Below are 20,715 nucleotides of genomic sequence, written 5' to 3' on the forward strand. Positions count from 1 at the left end.
CATGCGCGGCCCCTCCCACCTCGTCTCCGGCTTTCTCGACGGCTCGCTGCCGCTGCCCGACCAGGACGAGGTGGACGCGCGGCTCACCGAACTCGACCGCCAACTCGTCCGCCTCCTCCAGGCGGACGGACGCCGGTCCTTCGCCGGCATGGCCCGCGAGCTGGACGTGCCGGAGAAGACGGTCCGCCGCAAGGTCAACCAGCTCCTCGACGACAACGTCATCCAGATCACGGCGGTCGCCGACCCCGCCCTCCTCGGCTTCCCGGTGATGGCCCTCGTCGGCCTCTGCTTCGACGGCGGACAGGCCGTCAAACCGCTGATGAACTCCCTCGCGGAGCTGCCCGCCGTCGACTACGCGGTCATCACCACGGGCCGTTACGACGCGTTGGTGGAGGTGCTCTGCCGTGACACGGCGGAGCTGCTGACCGTCGTCCACGACACCCTGGCCCGGACACCGGGCGTCGGATCGGCCGAGGTCTTCCCCTACCTCCAGCTCCACTACCAGGAACCGGCCTGGGACGTCGCCCAGGACAAGGCGGCGCCGGAGCGGACGGAGGAAGGCGACAGCCCGCACGCCACCCCGCTCGACGCCACCGACCGGCAGATCATCGGGGAACTCAGCCTGGACGGCCGGCTCCCCTTCCAGGGCATCGCGGAGACGGTGGGCATCTCCGAGTCCCAGGTCCGCAAGCGCGTCACCCGCATGATCGGCGACCGCGTCCTGCGCATCACCGCCATCGCCAACCCGCGCAGTCTCGGCTTCGGGATGCAGGTCTGGGTGGCCATCCGCTGCCGCCCGGGCCAGGGCGTCGAAGCCCTCGCCCAGCTCCTCACCAAGATCCCGTCGATCACCTATGTCGTGGCCTGCGCCGGCCGCTTCGACATCTTCGCCGAGGCCGTCTGCCGTGACGCCCAGGACGTCATGCGACTGATCGACTCCGAGATCAGAACCCTGCCGGGCGTGGAACGGACCGAACTGCTGATGTGCCTGGACCTGTACTACCGGGCCGTGCGTCCCGCGGAACGGCGGACGGGAGACAGCGCCTAGTACTGCGCCTGCAGGTGGTCCCAGAAGCCGTCGCGGAGAGCGCGGCGGAGGTCGGCCTGGCCGCGCAGGGAGTACTGGAGGAGGCCCTCGGCCTCCACCAGGAGGTCCTGGTCGACGGAGCCGGGCAGGTAGGGGTGGCCGGGGAGCAGCTCCATCATGGTGTCGCGGCCACGCGAGACCAGCCACTTCGCGGCGATCTGCGCGCCGACGAAGCGCACGTCCTCGCGGGTGGGCCGGCCGCCCGCCGGTTCGTACGCGGGCGCGGCGCGCCGGGAGACGTACGGCTTGAAGAAGTCGAGGTCGAGGGTGCGCTGACTGTCGACCTCCCAGAGCAGCGGCTCGGCCTGGTTGCGGCCCTCCGGCGCCTCGATGCCCCACAGGTGGACACGGGCGCCGTACCCCTGGGCGGCCTCGACGGCGGAGACCAGGTCCTCGTCGCCGCCGAGCAGCGCCGCGTCGCTGATGGCGCGGTGCCGGGCCAGTGACTCCAGGTCGGAGCGGATCAGGGAGTCGACGCCCTTCTGCTGGTTGTTGGCGTTGAGGTTGCCGAGGCGGACCTTGACGTCGGGCAGTTCGGCGATGGACTGCTGCTCGGCGGTGTGGATGCGGCGCCGGGCGCCGTCGTACCAGTAGACGCGGAGCAGCCTGCTGTCGGCGAAGATGGTGCGGGCGCGGTCGATGAGCGCGTCGATCAGCCCTTCGGCGTCGAGGTCGAAGGCGCGGCGGTCCTCCGTCCCCGCGACGAGCCGCCCCGCGGCCGCGTAGAGGTAGCCGGCGTCCACGAAGATCGCGTGCGTCGAGGGCGTCTTGGCCACCTCGGCGAGCATGCGCTGGAGCAGCTCGTTCGTGCGGTCGATACGGGCCTGCAGAGCCGCGAGGTCGTCGTTCATCACCTCTCATTGTTCCGCTCGTCACGCTACGAACACAACCGGTCCCGGTCGGTCCCGTTCGGAAAACCTTACCCGTCAGTATTTAGCCGCTCGAAAATTTTCCTTAGCGTAGGGAATGTTTGCACCACACAGCTCGTTGAACCCTTCGCGGCACACGGGCCCGTCCGGCCTGTGGGCCTTCACCCAGTAGTTCTCCTTCAGGAGGATGACCAGACGAAGGGAGAAGCCCTTGCGCTTCGAAATCATGCGACTCGACGACGTCGACGGCACGACCGTGGACTCGACCGTTGTGGACGCCGCCTCCGTCAACCGCATCGTTCAGCAGGCCGCCGCCATCGGGCAGCGCCTGTGGATCCGCCCGGCCGACACTCCGGCCTCGTAATCTGTGCGCATGCTTGAGGAGCCCCCGTACCACTCGGGTACGGGGGCTCCGGTGTGTCCGCGGCCGGGCGTCACGCGCCCTGGATCACCTGCGTGACGCCGTTGATGATCTGCTGCACGGCGATGGCGGACAGCATCATGCCCGCGAGCCGCGTCACCAGGACCACGCCGCCCTCCTTGATGACCCGGATGGTCAGCAGCGAGTAGCGCATCACCAGCCACAGGACGACATGGATGGCGAGGATCGCCGACCACACGGAGACCTGTCCCGCCACGCTGTCGGCCTTCTCCACGGCGAGGATGACCGACACGATCGCGCCGGGACCGGCCAGCAGCGGCATGCCCAGCGGGACCAGCGCGACGTTGACGTCCTTGGTCTGCTGGGGCTCGTCGGTCTTGCCGGTGAGCAGGTCCAGCGCGATCAGCAGGAGCAGCAGACCGCCGGCGATCATCAGCGCCGGTATGGAGACGTGCAGATAGTCCAGGATCTGGTGGCCGAGCAGGCCGAAGACCACGATCACACCGCCCGCCACGCACACCGCCTGGAAGGCCATGTGCCGCTGCGCCTTGGCCGGACGGCCCGCGGTCAGCGCGAGGAAGATCGGAGTGATCCCAGGGGGATCCATGATGACGAAAAGGGTCAGGAAGAGAGAGCCGAAGACGGCGACGTCGAACATGACTGCCTAGCGCGAGAACGTAGGTGAGAAAGGAAGGGGTGGGAGCCGGACACCGGGGCCGGTGGCCCCGCGGGTGTCAGACCGCTCCGCCGGTCCCCGGCACCGGGAACGCCCCGGTCGCGCGCCGCGTGATCTCGCCGTAGACCTCGGGGTCCGTGGAGAACTCGCCGAGCACGCAGGTCTTCCGGCTGCCGTGGTAGTCGCTCGACCCGGTGACCAGCAGCCCCAGCTCGCCCGCCAGGCCGCGCAGCCGCGCCCGGGTGTCGGGGTCGTGGTCCATGTGGTCGACCTCGATGCCGTCGAGCCCGGCCTGCGCCAGCTCCGCGATCGCGGAGTCCGGCACGGTCCTGCCCCGCTTGGCCGCGGCGGGGTGTGCGAAGACGGCGACGCCGCCCGCGTTCTTCACCAGCCGTACGGCCTCGAAGGGGTCGGTCTCGTGCTTCGGCACGTACGCCCGGCCGCCGTCGGCGAGCCACTCGGGCGTGAAGGCGTCGCTCACGCTGTCCACCACGCCGAGTTCGACCAGGGCGCTGGCGACGTGCGGGCGGCCCACCGAGCCGTCGCCGGCGATCCGCGCGACCTGTTCCCAGGTGACGGGCACGCCCAGTTCGTTCAGCTTGGCGATCATGCCCTTGGCGCGCGGCACCCGGTCGTCCCGGACCAGCTCGCGCTCGGCGAGCAGGGCGGGCTCCTCGGGGTCGAAGAGGTAGGCCAGCAGATGCATGCTGATGCCGTCGAGACGGCAGGAGAGCTCGGCGCCGGTGACCAGGGTGAGGCCCTGGGGCAGCGCCGCGAGCGCCTCCGCGTGGCCGCGCGTGGTGTCGTGGTCGGTGAGGGCCACGACGTCGAGTCCGGCCGCGGCGGCCTTGCGGACCAGCTGGGCCGGGGTGTCCGTGCCGTCGGACGCGGTGGAGTGGGTGTGCAGGTCGATGCGCACGACGCGGTACTCCAAGCGGGACGGGCGGACGGGGACGCTCCAGGATAACCGGATTTTCGGCCGCCGCTGTCACAGCCGAAACGGTTGAGCGCCCCCTACATCAGCCACCCCTACTTCTCCAGCAGCCGCGGGGACAGCGCCCCGCACGGCACCAGCTCCACCTCGGCGCCGGCGTCCCGCAGATCCGCGAGCACCAGCTCGTCGTACATCAGCAGGCCCGACTGCTCGGGCCACACCACCGCCCACAGCCACAGGCCGAGCGCCTCCCCCGCGAACACGGCGCGGTCGTCGGGCGTGCGGGCGACGTGCCAGAGCGGGGTGGGGCGGCCGGCGGCCAGCACCTTGGCCTGGGGCGGCTTCTCGACGTTCATGTAGGGCCCGGGGTCGGGGCCGTCGATGCCCGCGTAGCGCGCGCCGAGTCCGACGCCGAGCTCCTCGGCGACCAGGATGAGCTCGCCCATCCCGCCGAGCGGCCCGGGGCCGGTGCACGCGACGGCCGTCGCCCGGCCCCCGCTGCGGTCGTCGCCCGCGGACGCGACACCGGTGAAGAGCCAGCCCACCGGCAGCGGCCACGGCATCCACACCGGCACCTTGGTGCGGTGCACGACGACTTCGAGGGCCTCGACGCTCGGCGGTATCACGGGCTGCAGCGGGTGCACGGTGCCGTGCACATCGCACTGCCAGGCATCCGAGAAGAGGCCGGGAGCCCTGACCCGGCCACCGCACTTCGGGCAACTGGGTTCGCCCCTCATAGGGCCCCACGGTCCTAGGTCCGCAGCGCCACGTCAAGGACGATCACCCGACCGGGCGGAACGGCGGCCCAAGACCGATATAGATGTAGCTTGCATTAATTAGATTAGCTAACCTACTGTGTGCGCATTCCATCCATCTCGTCGGCCGTCCGGCGCCTCCCCTCCCGCGGCCGGCATCCCCCACGTCCGGGATTGGAGCACCCATGGAACCCATCGACACGGGATCCGGCAGCATCCTGAAGCAGCCGAAAGCCGTGTGGGCGACCGCCGGGGCGTCCGTCGTCGCCTTCATGGGCATCGGCCTCGTCGACCCGATCCTGCCGTCCATCGCCGAGGGCCTCGACGCGACCGCCGGGCAGGTCTCCCTCCTCTTCACCTCGTACTTCCTGATCACCGCGCTGGCGATGCTGGTGACCGGCTTCGTCTCCAGCCGGATCGGCGGGCGCAAGACCCTGCTGCTCGGGCTCGCGCTCGTGGTGGTCTTCGCCGGGCTCTCGGGCACCTCGGGGTCGGTCGGCGAACTGGTCGGCTTCCGCGCCGGCTGGGGACTGGGCAACGCGCTGTTCGTCTCGACCGCCCTCGCCGTCATCGTCGGCGCCGCGGCCGGCGGCAGCGCGGCCGCCATCCTGCTGTACGAGTCCGCCCTGGGCCTCGGCATGGCCTGCGGCCCGCTGGTGGGCGCCCTGCTCGGCGACGCGAGCTGGCGCTACCCCTTCTTCGGCACGGCCGCCCTGATGGCGGTCGGCTTCGTGTGCATCACCGCGTTCCTCAAGGAGCAGCCGCGGCCGGCCCGCAAGACCTCCCTGCTGGACCCGGTCAAGGCACTCGGGCACGGAGGGCTGGCCTCCACGGCGGTCTCGGCGTTCTTCTACAACTACACGTTCTTCACCGTGCTGGCCTTCACGCCGTTCGTGCTGGACATGTCCCCCTACCGCTCCGGCGCGGTGTTCTTCGCGTGGGGGTTGCTGCTCGCCGTGTTCTCGGTGCTCGTGGCCCCGCGCCTGCAGCGGCGGTTCGGCTCGCTCCAGGTACTGGGCGGCTCGCTGGTGCTGCTCGCGGTGGACGTGCTGGTGCTCGGCTACGGCGGCCACACCACGGCGGTGGTGTGCACCGTGCTGTCCGGCGCGCTGATCGGCGTGAACAACACGGTGTACACGGAACTGGCGCTCGGGGTGTCGGACGCGCCGCGTCCGGTGGCGAGCGCCGGGTACAACTTCGTGCGCTGGTTCGCGGCCGCCGCGGCGCCGTACTTCGCGCCGAAGATCGAGGAGTGGAGCGACGTCCACATGCCGTTCACGGTCGCCGCGGTGACGGCGGTGCTGGGCGCGCTGGTGGTGCTGGTGCGGCGCCGGGCGCTCACCGCCGAGGCCGAGGAGCCGAAGCCCGCCCACGCCGCCGAGGACGGCGTGGGCGTCTTCGCCAACTGAGCCTTTGGGGGCGGGCGTTGGTGAGCTTCCTCACTCCGGCGCTAGTCCAGCGGCACGGACTTCCGGGACGGGTCCCTGAGGTCCGTGCCGTGGTTCAGCCACCGCTCCTGGAGGGCCTGCGCTCCGTGCACGCGCTTCCAGGCGGCCTCGTTCGGCGTCATCGGCAGCAGCGGAAGGAAGCGCACGGGCTCCAGCGGCGCGTCGAGTTCGAGGTCCTCGACCAGGCCGCCCGGCTCGGCGACCAGCACCGAGGTGAACGGCGCGCCCGGCCACAGCGGCTCCCCCACGTCCAGCGAGGCGCCCGGCGCCACGACGAGCCCCTCGACCTGCGGGGACGCTCCGAGCACCGCGAGCGGGCGGAGCACCTTGTCGGTGTCGGCGACGCCGCCGCGCACGGACAGCACCAGCTCGGCGCGCGGCCCGGCGACCGGGTCCGCGATCACTGCCGTGGGGTCCGTCATGGGCTGCGCGGACATGCCGAGGGTCGCGTAGCGCACGATGTCCCCCTCGTGGAACCGCAGCACCTCGATGCGGTCCGTGCCCAGAAAGGTGACCGCCGCGCGCGCGTCCGGTTCGCCCAGCGCGCTGCGCAGCCGGGCCTCGACCAGAGGAAGAACATCAGCCATGCGGCGAGCATAGAACTCGTCAGTACCGGGCAAAGCAGAGCCTTGACACAGCAGTCGGCTGATACGCTTGGCCGGTGGTTCGGGCAGCACGCGTCAAGCGTTCCGACACTGCCTGAACGCCTGTGTGACACTCCCCGCTCATAGGGGGAATCCCCCCAGGGGATCGCGATCGTCCCTCACGAGGGACCGGCCGGAGGAGGTGGGGCTGGCATGGACCGAAGTCGACCGTGCAGTATCACCCGCTCTTCCGCCCGCTGAGGCCGCTGTTCTCCTTTCGGCTCCCGCCTTTCGCTTCGCGCGTCTTCATCGGAAGAGCACTCGTTTCGTTCTGACTGATCTGCCCCAGTAGCTGTATCAGCGACGAAGCTCGCCACCGCGACGGTGCGGTGCTCCCCGCTTTGTGGACGTGCCAAACATGCGCAGTCCAGGACGTCCTCATTCCGGGTTGTTCCACCCGTCGCCCCGGCGCCTTTCGTTGCCCGTTCGCGAAGGAGCCCGCCATGTCGATGATCCGCGACCTGCGCGCCGTGGTCCGTCCCGCCTCCCGCATCTCGCTCCGCAAGGAGAGCGGCCCGTACGAGACCTCACGGGAGCGCTCGGCGGCCACCGCCGTCGTCGACTGCGCCGTCTACCGGGACGGCCGCCGCCAGGACACCGAGGGCGGCCCGCTCAGCCCCCAGGACGCGATGCGCCGGGTGCGCCGCGACGGGGGCTTCGTCTGGATCGGCCTGCACGAGCCCACCGAGTCCGAATTCGCGGGCATCGCCGCCGAGTTCGGGCTGCACCCGCTGGCCGTGGAGGACGCCGTCCAGGCCCACCAGCGGCCCAAGCTGGAGCGCTACGACGACTCCCTGTTCACGGTCTTCAAGACCGTCCACTACCTCGAGCACGACCGCGTCTCCTCCAGCAGCGAGATCGTGGAGACCGGCGAGGTCATGTGCTTCACCGGACGGGACTTCTTCATCACCGTCCGGCACGGCGGCCAGGGCTCCCTGCGCGCCCTGCGCCACCGCCTCCAGGACGACCCCGAGCTGCTGGCCAAGGGCCCCTCGGCCGTGCTGCACGCCATCGCCGACCACGTGGTGGACGGCTACATCGCGGTCGCCGACGCCATGCAGGACGACATCGACGAGGTCGAGACCAAGGTCTTCTCCCCCGGCCGCAAGGGCACCCCGCGCGGCACCGACGCCGGTGAGATCTACCAGCTCAAGCGTGAAGTGCTGGAGTTCAAGCGGGCCGTGGCGCCGCTGCTGCGCCCGATGCAGCTGCTCTCCGAGCGGCCGATGCGGCTGATCGACCCGGAGATCCAGAAGTACTTCCGGGACGTCGCCGACCACGTGGCCCGGGTGCAGGAGCAGGTCATCGGCTTCGACGAGCTGCTGAACTCCATCCTCCAGGCCAACCTCGCGCAGGCGTCCGTCGCGCAGAACGAGGACATGCGCAAGATCACCTCCTGGGCCGCGATCATCGCCGTCCCGACCATGGTCTGCGGGGTGTACGGCATGAACTTCGACTACATGCCGGAGACCCACTGGAAGTTCGGCTACCCGGTGGTCCTCGGCGTCACGGTCGCGATCTGCCTCGGCATCCACCGCACGCTGAAGCGCAACGGCTGGCTCTGAGACGGCCGGCCCCGCCTGGATAGGCTGGGCGCATGACTGGCGAGCTGCTCGACCGGGCCCTCATCGAGGAGGCCTCGAAGAAGTCCGGCCTCATCTGGGTCGAAGCACCCGGCGTCCCGGCCCGTCCGCTGTGGCACGTGTGGCACGAGGGCGCCGCCTGCGTGGTCGGCGACGGCCCCGGCGAACAGCCCCTGACGGGACTCGCCGACGGGGCGCGCGCCGAGGTGACCGTGCGCAGCAAGGACAAGGGCGGCCGGCTGGTCACCTGGACGGCGACCGTCCGCGAACTGGCCTCCGGCTCCGAGGAATGGACGGCGGCCGTCGACGGCCTCAAGGGCAAGCGGCTCAACGCCCCCGACGGCGAGGCCATGCCGGAGCGCTGGGCCCGCGAGTGCCGGGTGCTGCGTCTGGAGCCGACCGGCGCGACGGGCACGCTGCCCGACGGCGACCTCTCCGCCGCCCCGCTGCCCACCCCGGCGACGACCCGGACGCCGATGCCGGCCGGTCTGCCGCGCCTGCTGGCGAAACGCAAGCGGCGCGGCTGACAACCGGGGCGTTCAGGACGTCGGGAGCTGCTTTCCGTAGTCCAGGGTGTCGTCCTTGGCGGGCTTCTTCAGCGGGAAGTCGGCACCCCAGGCGGAGAAGGTGAGCGTGCCGGCCTCCCCGGCGCGCACCAGCCGCAGCGGGTACGGCTTGCCCTCGAGGGAGACATCCAGGGTGCCGCCGGCGCCGTCGTCGCCGGTGACCCGGACGGTGCGGGTGCCGTCCTGCTCGTGGTGGCCGTCCGTGCTGAGCTTCCCGTGCAGCGTCAGCAGTCCGCTGAGCAGCACGTTCTTGTCGGTGAAGCCGATGAACTCGGTGTACGAGGGGTCGCCCTTGGGCACCTTGACGTACTTCGAGGCGAGCTTGTCCGCCGCCTTGGAGTCGCCGTCCTCGCCGCCCTTCCCCCAGAACGCCGCGTCGGCCTTCAGGTACAGCTCCTGGCCGACCCGCAGCAGCCGGAAGGTCTGCCCCTCGGTGCTGACCGAGCCGATGCCACCCTGCGGCTTCAGCCGCATGTCGAGGTCGTAGGCACGGCCGCCGGCCTGCACCGAGCCGTGCAGCCGCACGGTGCCCACGGACGCGGCGGCCTTCTGTGCCTGGGTCTGGATCTGGTCTGCGGGGAGTCTGCCGACGCCGTTCGTTCCCTCGTTCGGATCCTCGGAGCATCCCGTGAGCGCCGTCCCCGCCACGAGCAGCGCGCACACGGCGCCGGCCAGCGTGGCCCTTCGGGAACGGCCCGGGGAGATCGGAATCACAGGTGGGCTGCCTCTCTGACGGGGGACCTGAACGGAATACCGCAGAGTACCGGGGCCGGTGGGGCCGGACGGAGTCAGTCCGTCCGGACCGGCCACCAGCGCGGCACCGATCGGGACGGGCTAGCCTGAAGCCCGTCCGAGCGGGCAATCCGGAAAACAGACGCAGCAGGAAGTACACGGCAAGGAAGCACCTCGCACGCACGCAAAGGAGCCGCCGGAATGGCATCGGGCGCACCCCGGTTCTTCGTCTCGCACATCGCCGGCGTCGCCGTCTTCGACCCGGCGGGCGACCAGGTGGGCCGCGTGCGCGATCTCGTCGTCATCCTGCGTCCGGGCCGCCGTCCGCCCCGGCTGCTCGGCCTGGTGGTCGAACTCTCCACCCGTCGCCGCATCTTCCTGCCCATGACCCGGGTGACGTCCGTGCAGGCCGGCCAGGTCATCACCACCGGCGTGCTCAACGTCCGCCGCTTCGAGCAGCGGCCCACCGAGCGGCTGGTCTTCGGCGAGCTGCTCGACCGGCGCGTCACCCTCGTGGAGACCGGCGAGGAGGTCACCGTCCTGGACCTGTCGGTGCATCAGCTCCCGGCGCGCCGCGAGTGGGAGATCGACCGGGTCTTCGTGCGCAAGGGGAAGAAGGGCGGCGCGTTCCGGCGCGGCAAGGGCGAGACGCTGACCGTGGAGTGGTCCGCCGTCACCGGCTTCTCGCTGGAGGAGGCCGGGCAGGGCGCGGAGAACCTGCTCGCCACCTTCGAGCAGCTGCGCCCCGCCGACCTGGCCAACGTGCTGCACCATCTGTCCCCCAAGCGGCGGGCGGAGGTGGCCGCGGCCCTGGACGACGACCGGCTCGCGGACGTCCTGGAGGAGCTGCCCGAGGACGACCAGATCGAGGTCCTGGGCGTCCTTGCGGAGGAGCGCGCGGCGGACGTCCTGGAGGCGATGGACCCCGACGACGCGGCCGACCTGCTGGGCGAGCTGCCGGAGGCGGACAAGGAGCGCCTGCTGAGCCTGATGCGGCCCGCGGACGCGGCCGACATGCGCCGTCTGATGTCGTACGAGGAGCACACGGCGGGCGGTCTGATGACCACCGAGCCGATCATCCTGCGGCCGGACGCGACCGTCGCGGACGCCCTCGCCCGGATCCGCGAGCCCGACCTGTCGCCCGCGCACGCGGCGCAGGTGTACGTGTGCCGGCCGCCGGAGGAGACCCCGACCGGCAAGTACCTGGGCACCGTGCACTTCCAGCGGCTGCTGCGCGACCCCCCGTACACGCTGGTCGGCTCGATGCTGGACGACGACCTGCGGCCGCTGGACCCGGAGGCGACGCTCCCCGTGGTCGCCGGGTTCTTCGCCACGTACGACATGGTCGCGGCGCCTGTCGTCGACGAGGCCGGGTCGCTGCTGGGCGCGGTGACCGTGGACGACGTGCTGGACCACATGCTGCCGGGCGACTGGCGCGAGACCGAGTTCCATCTGGAGGAGGGGGAGGTGCCCGATGGCGGGTGAGCGCGACGCCGTGCGCGACCGGACCCTGGCCGGGGCCACGGCGGCGGGGCGGCCGCGCGCGCCGCGGCTGGACCAGCCGCGCCCTCCCCGGCGGCGGATCCTGCCCGAGTGGGACCCGGACGCCTTCGGGCGGCTCTCGGAGCGTATCGCGCGGTTCCTGGGCACCGGGCGGTTCATCGTCTGGATGACGGTCGTCATCATCCTGTGGGTGCTGTGGAACGTGTCCGCGCCGAAGGACCTGCGGTTCGACGAGTACCCGTTCATCTTCCTGACGCTGGCGCTGTCCCTCCAGGCCTCCTACGCGGCGCCGCTGATCCTGCTCGCGCAGAACCGGCAGGACGACCGCGACCGGGTCAACCTGGAGCAGGACCGCAAGCAGAACGAGCGGTCGATCGCCGACACCGAGTATCTGACCCGTGAGGTGGCCGCGCTGCGGATGGGGCTGGGCGAGGTGGCGACCCGGGACTGGATCCGCTCGGAGCTGGAAGGTCTGGTCAAGGAGCTGGAGATCCGGCAGAACGGCCACAAGGAGCACCACGGTACGTATCCGGCGATGCGCGCGGAACACCCGCCGGGACGTGACGCAGACGACCGCTGACGTCCTTACCGGCGGGTGTACCGGGAGCCGTACCATCGTCCTTATGGCTACGGAAGACGCGGTGCGCGAAGCACTGGCGACGGTGAACGACCCCGAGATCAACCGGCCCATCACCGAGCTCGGGATGGTCAAATCGGTGGAGATCGGTGCGGACGGTGCGGTCGCGGTCACCGTGTACCTGACGGTCTCCGGCTGCCCCATGCGCGACACCATCACCCAGCGCGTGACGGACGCGGTGTCCCGCGTCGAGGGCGTGACCCGGGTCGACGTGACCCTGGACGTGATGAGCGACGAGCAGCGCAAGGAGCTGGCGAGCGCCCTGCGCGGCGGCCAGACCGAGCGCGAGGTGCCCTTCGCCAAGCCGGGCAGCCTCACCCGGGTGTACGCGGTGGCGTCCGGCAAGGGCGGTGTCGGCAAGTCCTCGGTGACGGTGAACCTGGCGGCGGCGATGGCGGCCGACGGACTGAAGGTCGGTGTCGTGGACGCCGACATCTACGGCCACAGCGTGCCGCGCATGCTGGGCGCCGACGGCCGTCCCACCCAGGTCGAGAACATGATCATGCCGCCGTCGGCGCACGGCGTGAAGGTCATCTCCATCGGCATGTTCACCCCGGGCAACGCGCCCGTGGTGTGGCGCGGCCCGATGCTGCACCGCGCGCTCCAGCAGTTCCTGGCGGACGTGTACTGGGGCGACCTGGACGTGCTGCTGCTCGACCTGCCGCCCGGCACCGGCGACATCGCGATCTCGGTCGCGCAGCTCGTGCCGAACGCGGAGATCCTGGTCGTCACGACCCCGCAGCAGGCCGCGGCCGAGGTGGCCGAGCGCGCGGGTTCCATCGCCGTGCAGACGCACCAGAAGATCGTCGGCGTGGTCGAGAACATGTCGGGGCTGCCCTGCCCGCACTGCGGCGAGATGGTCGACGTGTTCGGCACCGGCGGCGGCCAGACCGTCGCGGAGGGCCTGACCCGCACCACCGGCGCCAACGTGCCGGTGCTGGGCGCCATCCCGATCGACGTGCGGCTGCGCGAGGGCGGTGACGAGGGCAAGCCCGTGGTGCTGTCCGACCCGGAGTCCCCGGCGGGCTCGGCGCTGCGGTCCATCGCGGGCAAGCTGGGAGGCCGTCAGCGCGGCCTGTCGGGCATGTCCCTGGGAATCACCCCGCGCAACAAGTTCTGAGGCCCGTACACACGCCTGAGGGCGCCGTCCACGGCGGACGGCGCCCTCAGGCATTCCCGGGCGGGCTCGCTCAGCCCTGGTAGGCGGCGATGTCCTTCACCACGGCGAAGCCCAGCCCGTACGCGCTCATCCCCCGTCCGTACGCGCCCACGTGGACGCCGGCCTGGGTGGAACCGGCGAGCACCCAGCCGTACTCGGACTCGCGGTAGTGGAACGGCGTGGGCACGCCGTCCACGGGCAGGGACAGCGTCGACCAGTCCTCGCCCTCCAGGTCGTCCGCGAGCACCCAGGCGGTCTCCGTCTGCTGCTCCAGCCAGTCGTCGCGCAGGGTGTGGTCCATCTGGCCGGGCCAGGTGAAGGACAGCAGCCCCACGCCGGCGAGCCAGGCGGCGGAGGACACCGAGGTGGCCTCCAGCAGGCCCGTGCCGTCGGCGCTGCGGCGGACCGGGTTGGCCGCCACGGTCACCACGACCGCGAACTTCTCCTTGGCGTCCTGGTCTCCCCCGGCCCCGAACTCGCTGCGGACGGACGGCTCGTCACCGTGCCCGACCGATCCGTGCTCCACGGCCCCGTCGGCCGAGAGGCCGACCTGCATCAGCCAGCGCCGCCCCGTGAAGGCCTCGTCGAGGCCGTACCACGGGAAGGGCGCACGCAGGTAGCCGTCGACCGTACGCCGGGCGGAGGGGACTGGTTGTCCGTCCTCCGCGGCCGGCGCCTGCGCGACTGCCGAACTCGTCGTCTCCATGTGCCCGGACGCCTCCTCGCTCTCGTCGGACCGGGCGGCCCGCCCCCCTTTCGGGCGTACTCGTCCGTTCCGCACAACAACTCGGCAGCATAACCATCCTGCGGCCAGGGGCAGGGAAACCGCCCGGCGCGTGGGGCGTTCGGGCGCCCGTATCAGGCCGTCCGCAGCTCGGGTGGAGTATGAAACGCGTCACGTACGCGCCGGCGCACGCCTGGGGACCGGTCAGGTGGCGTCCATGTCGAAGGGCGGGCGGTCGTCGGCGGCCGGCGTCTCGGGCTTCTTCACCATGTCCACCCGGCCGCCGGGGGCGGCGGGCGAGGGGGACGGGTCGGTGTCGCGCCCGTGGACGGCGTCCGTGACCTCGGCCATCTCCTTCTTCAGGTCGAAGCCGTTGCGGATCTCCTTCAGCCCCAGGTCGTCGTTGTCCAGCTGCTTGCGGATGAACGTCTTGGGGTTGAGGTCCTCGAACTCGAAGTCCTTGAACTCCGGGCCCAGCTCCTGCCGGATGTCCTGCTTGGCGCTCTCCGAGAAGTCCCTGATCTTCCGGATCGTGCGGGTCACGTCCTGGATGACCTTGGGGAGCTTCTCCGGACCGAAGATGAGCACGGCGAGGACGATGAGCGTCACCAGCTCGAGCGGTCCTATGTCATTGAACACCTGAAGCTCCTCGCGATGCCTTCGGTCCTCGGCCCTCGGTGCCGGTCGTCGCCCTCCGTGGTCCGGGCCGGGTCCACGGTACCCGGACCTCCCGCACCACCGGTACCGTCCCGGCGTCCCGGAGGCGTCGGAGGGGTGGCGGCCCGGCCGTCGTCGGAGGGTCAGCCGCCGTCGGAGGAGCCGAGCACCAGGGACACCGTGCGTTCCTCGCCGTCCCGCTCCAGGGTCAGCTCCAGCCGGTCGCCGGGGCGGTGGGCGCGGGTCTTGACGATGAGTTCCTCGCCGGAGTGCACGGGGCGGCCGTCGACCTTGGTGATGACGTCGCCGGGGCGGATGCCCGCCTTGGCGCCGGGGCCACCGGTGGTGACCGGGGGGCCGCCGTCACTGCCCTCGGCCGCGACGCGGGCGCCGTCGCCGCCGTACTCCATGTCGAGGGTGATGCCGATCACCGGGTGGGTGGCCTTGCCGGTCTCGATCAGCTCCTCGGCGACCCGCTTGCCCTGGTTGATCGGGATGGCGAAGCCGAGCCCTATGGAGCCGGACTGGCCGCCCTCCGGGTCAAGACCGCCGTCGGCCGAGCGGATGGCCGAGTTGATGCCGATCACCCGGCCCTTGCCGTCGAGCAGAGGGCCGCCGGAGTTGCCGGGGTTGATGGGCGCGTCGGTCTGCAGCGCGTCGACGTACGACACGTCGCTGCCGTCGCCCTTCTCGCCGCCGGCGGTGATGGGCCGCTCGCGGGCGCTGATGATGCCGGAGGTGACGGTGCCGGCCAGGTCGAAGGGGGCGCCGATGGCGACGACGGGGTCGCCGACCCGCACGTTGTCGGAGTTGCCGAGCGGCAGCGGGGTGAGTCCGCGGACGCCCTTGACCCGTACGACGGCGAGGTCGTAGCCGCTGTCCCGGCCGACGACGGTCGCCTCGGCGGTGTCGCCGCTGTGGAAGGTGACGGTGATGTCGCCGTTCTCCCCGGCGGGCTCGACGACGTGGTCGTTGGTGAGGATGTGGCCCCGGTCGTCCAGCACGAAGCCGGTGCCGGTACCGGCGCTGCCGCTGCCGCTGACGTGCAGGGTGACGACGCTGGGCAGCGCCTGCGCGGCGATCCCGGCGACGCTGTCGGGGTCCCGGTCGGGCGCCTCCACACCGGCCTGCGGCAGCTCCACGGCGCCTATGCCGCCGTTGCGCTCCAGGTGCACGCCGACGACACCGCCGGCGACGCCGGACACGAGGGCGAGGGCGACGGCCCCGCCGACGAGCGTCCGCCTGCGGCGACTCCGCCGCCGCTTCACGTCCTCCTCGACGGCATCGGCCTGCTGCAACGGTGCGACGGCCGCCCGGGCGGCCCAGGGGTCGTAGCGCGCCCAGGGATCGGCGGAGGCGGCGACGGGAGCCGGAGAGGCGGCCGGACCGGCCTCGGGCACCACCGGGGGCACGCCCACGGCCACACCGTGCGCCGGGGTGGCCGCCGGGTGCTGCACAGGCGGCGCGGGCGCCCACGGCCCGGGCTCACCGTAGGGCGGGGTGCTGTAGGGGTCGGGGTCGTGGAGGGGTTGGGGGTGGGCGAGGGTGTCGGCGGCCGGCGCGGGGGCCGCCGGGGAGGCGTCAGCTCCTGGCACGAAGGTGGCCGCGGGGGCGGCTGCCCCGGGCGCAGGCGCGCCGCCGGGGCTCGAGGCGGTCGCCTCGGCGCCCGGCACGGGGACGGTGTCGCCGGCACCTGAGCGGGCCCCGGCGCCCGATGCGGCGTCGGCCGGATCCGCGTCGGCGGGCCCGCCGGAGACGCTCGCGCCGTGACCGGCGGCGCCGTCCACCGCGTGCTCGGTACCCGCGCCAGAGGCCTGCGCCGCTCCCGTCGCGGTCCCGGCCTCCCGTCCGGCGGGCGCGGGTTCCGCGACCGGCCCTGCCCCGGCAGCATCCGCCGTGCCGCCCCGGCGCCCCGAGTCGGCTGCCGCGCCGGCGTCGGACGTGCCGTCCGTCGGTGACGGAGCAGCCGCCGTGGCCAGAGGGTGCCGTAGTTCGTAGTCGCCGTCCGGGCGTCGGGGGCGGGCGAGTTCGAAGTCGCCGTCGGGTCCTTCGGATGACCCCGGCGTGACCGGCTTCCCCTCGTTCATGCTCTCCCCACGGCTGGACCGGCACGGATCGTCGGCGCCGTGCTCCGGTCCGCCCGTGCGGTGGAGCCCGGCTCGGCGCCCGGCCGTAGTGGGCATGGGCGCGCCACCCGGAATCTAATCAGGTTCGCGCGCCCCCGCGCAGGGGCCCGGTCAGCGGGCGGTCCGTGCGCCGTGAGCGGGTGAGGGGGAAGGCGACGGCGCGGCCGTGACCAGGCCGGGGCTCTTCAGCCCGGTCGCGGACGCCCATGCGCTCAGTCCGAACGGCGGGGCCGAGTTCAGCGGGCGTATGTGCGGGGACACCGCCGTGGCGCCGCCCTGCGAGGGCGACGGGATGCCCGGCAGCAGCGGGGCCGCGATGCCGGTGGGGACGACGGGGCCCGAGCCGAGCGCGCTCTGGCCGCCGGCCACCTGGCCGAGCAGCGGGCCGACACGGCGCCGGGAGTCCGGTGTGGTGGCCGCGCCCGCGCCCTGCGTGCGCGCCGGTGTCACGTTGCTCCCCTTGCCCTGGCCGCGCGTCTCCGCGTCGACCGGGGTGACCGTGGAGACGCCGCCGAGGGCGATCGCGGCCAGCGACACCGCGCCGACGGCGACGAACGCGAGCCGCACCCCGCGCGAGGACGGCCGGGCGGCCGCGGGCTGGTGGCGCCGTACGGGCGCGTAGGCGAACTCGAAGCGCTCGCCGCGCCGCGCCCCGAAGACTCCGGCGGTGGGGCCGCCCGGCAGCGAGGAGCCGCCCAGCGGTGAGCCGCCGTCACCGAATCCGCCTCCGGCGGGCAGCCCTTGCAGGCGCGCCAGGAGGCTCTCGGAGGGCGGCGGCGGCGCGGCGGCCGCGAACACGTTCTTCAGGCGGCGCTGCTCGTCCACCTCCGCCTTGCACTTGGCGCAGGTGGCGACATGCGCCAGTACGCGCTCACGCGCGTCATGACCGAGTTCGCCGTCCACGAGGGCGGCGAGCCGGTCTCCCAGATGATGCTCCGCGAGGTGCCCCTCGGGGGACTTCGGCAGTGAACTGCTCACGCGCTCGCGCCCCCTCCCCCCAGTGCGGGGACACGCGGCACGAAGGAGGGGCGGTCCGCGCGCGCCTTGGGCGAACGGTGCGCGAGGGCCTTGCGCAGCTGGGAACGGCCGCGGTGGATACGGGACCGGACGGTGCCGAGCTTCACCCCCAGGGTGGCCGCGATCTCCTCGTACGACAGTCCTTCGATGTCGCACAGGACGACGGCGGCCCGGAACTCCGGGGCGAGCGTGTCGAGGGCCTGCTGGACGTCGGCGTCGAAGTGCGCGTCGTTGAAGACCTGCTGCGGCGACGGCTCCTTGCTGGCGAGCCGCTCGGCCGCGTCGTCGCCGAGCGCGTCGAAGCGGATGCGCTGCTTGCGGCGGACCATGTCCAGGAAGAGGTTCGTGGTGATGCGGTGCAGCCAGCCCTCGAAGGTGCCCGGCGTGTACGTCGACAGGGAGCGGAAGACACGGACGAAGACCTCCTGCGTGAGGTCCTCGGCGTCGTGCTGGTTGCCCGTGAGACGGTAGGCGAGCCGGTAGACCCGGCCGCTGTGCATGCTGACGATCTCCTCCCACGTGGGCGGAGTCCACGCCTGCCCGTCCGCGTCGCCGGAGAAGGTCGCGGTCTGGGCCGGGTCGCCGGCGCGGTCATGGTCAGCAGCGGTGTTGTTCACGGATTTCGGCCTGCCCGCCGATCCGAGGAAGCGCCGCAGCACTCCTGCGCGATCCACAGGCGCAGCCGCACCTCCCCTGTCGGCTCTGGTGGTGTCCAGTGGAGCCCCTACCATAGCCACCTCGCCCGTTAGCTCCGGATAAGCGGTTTTACGAGAATTTGATTCGGGCCGGCACGGCTCGTACGACTGCGCCCGCACTTGCTCGGCGTCCGCGTCCACTCCTCGCCCCCCTTCCCGGCACGCGTCTCTCTCTTCTCCTTTGAACGACTGGTCCCATCTGCGGGTTCCCGACGCCAACGGATACAGTCACGCCCAGGCAACCACGGGGACAGGAGAGGGTCATTACCGCCAACCGGCAGACGAGCTGGGCGTTCGCCGACGCCTATGTCGCCGAGGACGAGGCGCTGAGCTGGGCCCGCGACCGGGCCCGCGAGGCAGGCCTGCGCTCGGTGTCGCCCGGCACGGGCGCGGCCCTGCGGTTGCTCGCCGCCAGCGTGGACGCCAAGGCGGTCGCGGAGATCGGCACGGGCTGCGGCGTGTCGGGGATCCATCTGCTGCACGGCATGCGCCCGGACGGGGTGCTGACGACGGTCGACCAGGAGCCGGAGCACCAGCAGTCGGCCCGGCAGGCCTTCCGCGAGGCCGGCTTCGCCGGCAACCGGGCCCGCTTCATCCCCGGCCCCGCGCTCGACGTGCTGCCGCGTCTCGCGGACTCGGGCTACGACCTGGTGTTCTGCGACGGCGACCGGCAGGAGTACCAGGACTATCTCGCTGAATCGTTGCGTCTGCTGCGCCCTGGAGGCCTGGTCGCCTTCGAAGGCGTCTTCGCGAACGGACGCACCGTGGACTCCGGCCCCCAGCCGACGGAGGTGCTGCGGCTGCGGGAGCTGGTGCGGGCCGTTCGCGAGAGCCAGGAGCTGGTGTCGTCGCTCCTGCCCGTGGGGGACGGGCTGCTGTGCGCCGTCAAACGGTGACCTGCGGTTTCGCGGTACTTCTCCGAGGGCGGTTCCCCCGGACGTGTGCGCAAACAGCCGCCCCGGCACCGCGTGCGGCACCGGGGCGGCTGAAAGGGTATGGTCGCTTGCGCGTCAGCCGACGACCTTCTTGAGGGCGTCGCCGAGCGCGTCGGCCTCGTCCGGGGTCAGCTCGACGACGAGCCGACCGCCGCCTTCGAGCGGAACGCGCATGACGATGCCCCGCCCCTCCTTGGTCACCTCGAGCGGGCCATCACCCGTCCGCGGCTTCATGGCCGCCATGCTCGTTCCCCTTCCTGAAACCCAGCTCAACCGTCTAAGCCGACGGCCCACTGAAGGGCACCTGCGGTCCTTGAAGCAGGACACACGCCACCGGCATCGAACACATTGCTTCCAGGCCATTATCCCGCATGGCGGACCCCGATGACCAACATCAGTAGGCATCGCTTGGGCAACGCACGCGAGCAAAACCACTCAATTCGGCGATGTGGCTGCCATACTGCGCCCTCGCATGGACATTCGGACGCCGGAATCCCGACACGAATATTTGACGCAGGTCACACCGAGGCCGTCCGCCGGGACCCGTGAACTGGGTCATGCTGTCCTCCGGAAGAGGACGTACTCACCAGTACGTCTCGAGCCGCACACGGAGGGATACGACCATGGCCGACACCGTGCTCTACGAGGTGAGCGACGGACTCGCGACGATCACGCTGAACCGCCCCGAGGCGATGAACGCGCTCAACGTCGCGGCGAAGGTCGCCCTCCGGGACGCGGTCAGGGCCGCCGCGGACGACGACGCCGTACGGGCCGTGCTGCTGACCGCGGCCGGCGAGCGGGCGTTCTGCGTCGGGCAGGACCTCAAGGAGCACATCGGGCTGCTGGCCGCCGACCGGGAGAACGGGTCGGGGCAGACCATGTCGACGGTGCGGGAGCACTACAACCCGATCGTGAAGGCGATCGCGGGCGCGGCCAAGCCGGTGGTGGCCGCCGTGAACGGCGTCGCTGCGGGGGCCGGGTTCGGGTTCGCGCTGGCGGCGGACTACCGGATCGTCGCGGAGACGGCGGCGTTCAACACGTCGTTCGCGGGGGTCGCGTTGACCGCGGACTCGGGGATCTCGTGGACGCTGCCGCGCGTGGTGGGGCCCGGGCGGGCCATGGATCTGCTGCTGTTCCCGCGGAACATCTCCGCGCGGGAGGCGTACGAGCTGGGGATCGTGAACCGGGTGGTGCCGGGGAGTGAGCTTCGGGCTGAGGCGGAGAAGGTGGCGCGGGGGCTGGCCCAGGGGCCGACGGTGGCTTACGCGGCGCTGAAGGAGTCTGTGGCGTTCGGGATGTCCTCCTCCTTGGAGGAGGCGCTTGAGAAGGAGGACGAGCTGCAGACTCGGGCGGGGTCGTCCGAGGATCACGCCATTGCCGTGCGGGCTTTTGTGAACAAGGAGAAGCCGAAGTATTTGGGGCGGTGAGGTGGGGTTGCGACGGGGTCGCGTATGTGCGGCTCCGTCGTGGCTTGTCGCGCAGTTCCCCGCGCCCCTGAGCGCCGTTGGGGTACGGCGGCGTCGCGAAGTGCGGGTTCGTTGTGGTTTCTCGCGCAGTTCCCCGCGCCCCTGAGGGGGTGGCTACGG

General features: G+C 71.8%; 22 protein-coding genes. 10 read left to right on the top strand and 12 right to left on the bottom strand.

Features of this window, described 5'->3' with window-relative positions; genetic code table 11:
- The first annotated feature begins 1 nt into the window (after position 1).
- Positions 2-1,048: an Lrp/AsnC family transcriptional regulator gene (locus tag ACQY0Z_RS01420; protein ID WP_189900966.1), complete on the top strand. Its 1,047-nt coding sequence runs from the start codon at positions 2-4 to the stop codon at positions 1,046-1,048.
- Here ACQY0Z_RS01420 and ACQY0Z_RS01425 read toward each other — a convergent pair.
- Positions 1,045-1,938 (bottom strand): NYN domain-containing protein, encoded by an 894-nt coding sequence (locus ACQY0Z_RS01425; protein WP_189900964.1) that lies wholly within the window; start codon positions 1,936-1,938, stop codon positions 1,045-1,047. The genes ACQY0Z_RS01420 and ACQY0Z_RS01425 overlap by 4 nt on opposite strands.
- A gap of 229 nt (positions 1,939-2,167) precedes the next feature.
- On the opposite strand from ACQY0Z_RS01425, the gene ACQY0Z_RS01430 reads away from it, so the two are divergent.
- Positions 2,168-2,320: a hypothetical protein gene (locus tag ACQY0Z_RS01430; RefSeq protein WP_019522250.1), complete on the top strand. Its 153-nt coding sequence runs from the start codon at positions 2,168-2,170 to the stop codon at positions 2,318-2,320.
- Positions 2,321-2,390: 70 nt separating this feature from the next.
- On the opposite strand, the gene ACQY0Z_RS01435 is transcribed toward ACQY0Z_RS01430, so the two are convergent.
- The 3 genes from ACQY0Z_RS01435 to ACQY0Z_RS01445 form a co-directional block, all read right to left on the bottom strand.
- Positions 2,391-2,996, bottom strand: coding sequence for a MarC family protein (locus ACQY0Z_RS01435; protein WP_189900962.1), 606 nt, complete (start codon positions 2,994-2,996; stop codon positions 2,391-2,393).
- A gap of 76 nt (positions 2,997-3,072) precedes the next feature.
- On the bottom strand, positions 3,073-3,933 hold the full coding sequence (locus tag ACQY0Z_RS01440; RefSeq protein ID WP_439811728.1) for a PHP domain-containing protein: 861 nt from the start codon (positions 3,931-3,933) through the stop codon (positions 3,073-3,075).
- Positions 3,934-4,043: 110 nt separating this feature from the next.
- Entirely contained in the window at positions 4,044-4,685 is a 642-nt protein-coding gene (locus ACQY0Z_RS01445) for a DUF6758 family protein (protein ID WP_026243421.1), read from the bottom strand.
- A 203-nt stretch (positions 4,686-4,888) separates the two neighbouring features.
- Here ACQY0Z_RS01445 and ACQY0Z_RS01450 point away from each other — a divergent pair, with 203 nt between their 5' ends.
- Positions 4,889-6,112: an MFS transporter gene (locus ACQY0Z_RS01450; protein ID WP_439811729.1), complete on the top strand. Its 1,224-nt coding sequence runs from the start codon at positions 4,889-4,891 to the stop codon at positions 6,110-6,112.
- Positions 6,113-6,153: 41 nt separating this feature from the next.
- On the opposite strand, the gene ACQY0Z_RS01455 is transcribed toward ACQY0Z_RS01450, so the two are convergent.
- On the bottom strand, positions 6,154-6,738 hold the full coding sequence (locus tag ACQY0Z_RS01455) for a suppressor of fused domain protein (protein ID WP_189900957.1): 585 nt from the start codon (positions 6,736-6,738) through the stop codon (positions 6,154-6,156).
- A 500-nt stretch (positions 6,739-7,238) separates the two neighbouring features.
- Here ACQY0Z_RS01455 and ACQY0Z_RS01460 point away from each other — a divergent pair, with 500 nt between their 5' ends.
- Complete coding sequence (locus ACQY0Z_RS01460; RefSeq protein ID WP_189900956.1) at positions 7,239-8,360, top strand: magnesium and cobalt transport protein CorA; 1,122 nt, start codon at positions 7,239-7,241, stop codon at positions 8,358-8,360.
- A gap of 32 nt (positions 8,361-8,392) precedes the next feature.
- A complete protein-coding gene (locus ACQY0Z_RS01465; protein WP_019522257.1) occupies positions 8,393-8,905 on the top strand; it encodes a hypothetical protein in 513 nt (170 codons plus the stop codon).
- 12 nt (positions 8,906-8,917) lie between these two features.
- On the opposite strand, the gene ACQY0Z_RS01470 is transcribed toward ACQY0Z_RS01465, so the two are convergent.
- Positions 8,918-9,658: a hypothetical protein gene (locus ACQY0Z_RS01470; RefSeq protein WP_439811730.1), complete on the bottom strand. Its 741-nt coding sequence runs from the start codon at positions 9,656-9,658 to the stop codon at positions 8,918-8,920.
- Between the two features lie 219 nt (positions 9,659-9,877).
- Here ACQY0Z_RS01470 and ACQY0Z_RS01475 point away from each other — a divergent pair, with 219 nt between their 5' ends.
- The 3 genes from ACQY0Z_RS01475 to ACQY0Z_RS01485 are packed head-to-tail and all read left to right on the top strand — an operon-like array spanning position 9,878 to position 12,936.
- Positions 9,878-11,161, top strand: a complete 1,284-nt coding sequence (locus ACQY0Z_RS01475; RefSeq protein ID WP_189900952.1) for a magnesium transporter MgtE N-terminal domain-containing protein — start codon at positions 9,878-9,880, stop codon at positions 11,159-11,161.
- Positions 11,151-11,759, top strand: coding sequence for a DUF1003 domain-containing protein (locus tag ACQY0Z_RS01480; protein ID WP_254586007.1), 609 nt, complete (start codon positions 11,151-11,153; stop codon positions 11,757-11,759). Before ACQY0Z_RS01475 ends, ACQY0Z_RS01480 begins: the two co-directional genes overlap by 11 nt.
- Before the next feature lie 43 nt (positions 11,760-11,802).
- Positions 11,803-12,936, top strand: a complete 1,134-nt coding sequence (locus ACQY0Z_RS01485) for a P-loop NTPase (RefSeq protein ID WP_189900948.1) — start codon at positions 11,803-11,805, stop codon at positions 12,934-12,936.
- Between the two features lie 70 nt (positions 12,937-13,006).
- Here ACQY0Z_RS01485 and ACQY0Z_RS01490 read toward each other — a convergent pair whose 3' ends face one another.
- The 5 genes from ACQY0Z_RS01490 to sigE all read right to left on the bottom strand — a co-directional run bounded on the left by ACQY0Z_RS01490 (position 13,007) and on the right by sigE (position 18,116).
- Positions 13,007-13,681, bottom strand: coding sequence for a hypothetical protein (locus tag ACQY0Z_RS01490; RefSeq protein WP_189900946.1), 675 nt, complete (start codon positions 13,679-13,681; stop codon positions 13,007-13,009).
- A gap of 222 nt (positions 13,682-13,903) precedes the next feature.
- Entirely contained in the window at positions 13,904-14,338 is a 435-nt protein-coding gene (locus ACQY0Z_RS01495) for a sec-independent translocase (protein ID WP_189900944.1), read from the bottom strand.
- Positions 14,339-14,499: 161 nt separating this feature from the next.
- Entirely contained in the window at positions 14,500-16,443 is a 1,944-nt protein-coding gene (locus ACQY0Z_RS01500; protein WP_439811731.1) for a S1C family serine protease, read from the bottom strand.
- A 150-nt stretch (positions 16,444-16,593) separates the two neighbouring features.
- Positions 16,594-17,460 carry an anti-sigma factor family protein gene (locus ACQY0Z_RS01505; protein WP_439811732.1) on the bottom strand — a complete coding sequence of 289 codons (867 nt, stop codon included), beginning with the start codon at positions 17,458-17,460 and terminating at the stop codon, positions 16,594-16,596.
- Entirely contained in the window at positions 17,457-18,116 is a 660-nt protein-coding gene (sigE, locus tag ACQY0Z_RS01510) for an RNA polymerase sigma factor SigE (RefSeq protein ID WP_189901197.1), read from the bottom strand. Before sigE ends, ACQY0Z_RS01505 begins: the two co-directional genes overlap by 4 nt.
- A gap of 275 nt (positions 18,117-18,391) precedes the next feature.
- On the opposite strand from sigE, the gene ACQY0Z_RS01515 reads away from it, so the two are divergent.
- On the top strand, positions 18,392-19,090 hold the full coding sequence (locus tag ACQY0Z_RS01515; protein ID WP_337662803.1) for an O-methyltransferase: 699 nt from the start codon (positions 18,392-18,394) through the stop codon (positions 19,088-19,090).
- Positions 19,091-19,204: 114 nt separating this feature from the next.
- Here ACQY0Z_RS01515 and ACQY0Z_RS01520 read toward each other — a convergent pair whose 3' ends face one another.
- Positions 19,205-19,372 (bottom strand): DUF3117 domain-containing protein, encoded by a 168-nt coding sequence (locus tag ACQY0Z_RS01520; RefSeq protein ID WP_003966491.1) that lies wholly within the window; start codon positions 19,370-19,372, stop codon positions 19,205-19,207.
- 380 nt (positions 19,373-19,752) lie between these two features.
- On the opposite strand from ACQY0Z_RS01520, the gene ACQY0Z_RS01525 reads away from it, so the two are divergent.
- Entirely contained in the window at positions 19,753-20,556 is an 804-nt protein-coding gene (locus tag ACQY0Z_RS01525) for an enoyl-CoA hydratase/isomerase family protein (RefSeq protein ID WP_189900941.1), read from the top strand.
- The last annotated feature ends 159 nt before the right edge of the window (positions 20,557-20,715 follow it).

It is taken from the genome of Streptomyces sp. P9-2, assembly GCF_051903975.1.
GTDB lineage: Bacteria > Actinomycetota > Actinomycetes > Streptomycetales > Streptomycetaceae > Streptomyces > Streptomyces cellulosae.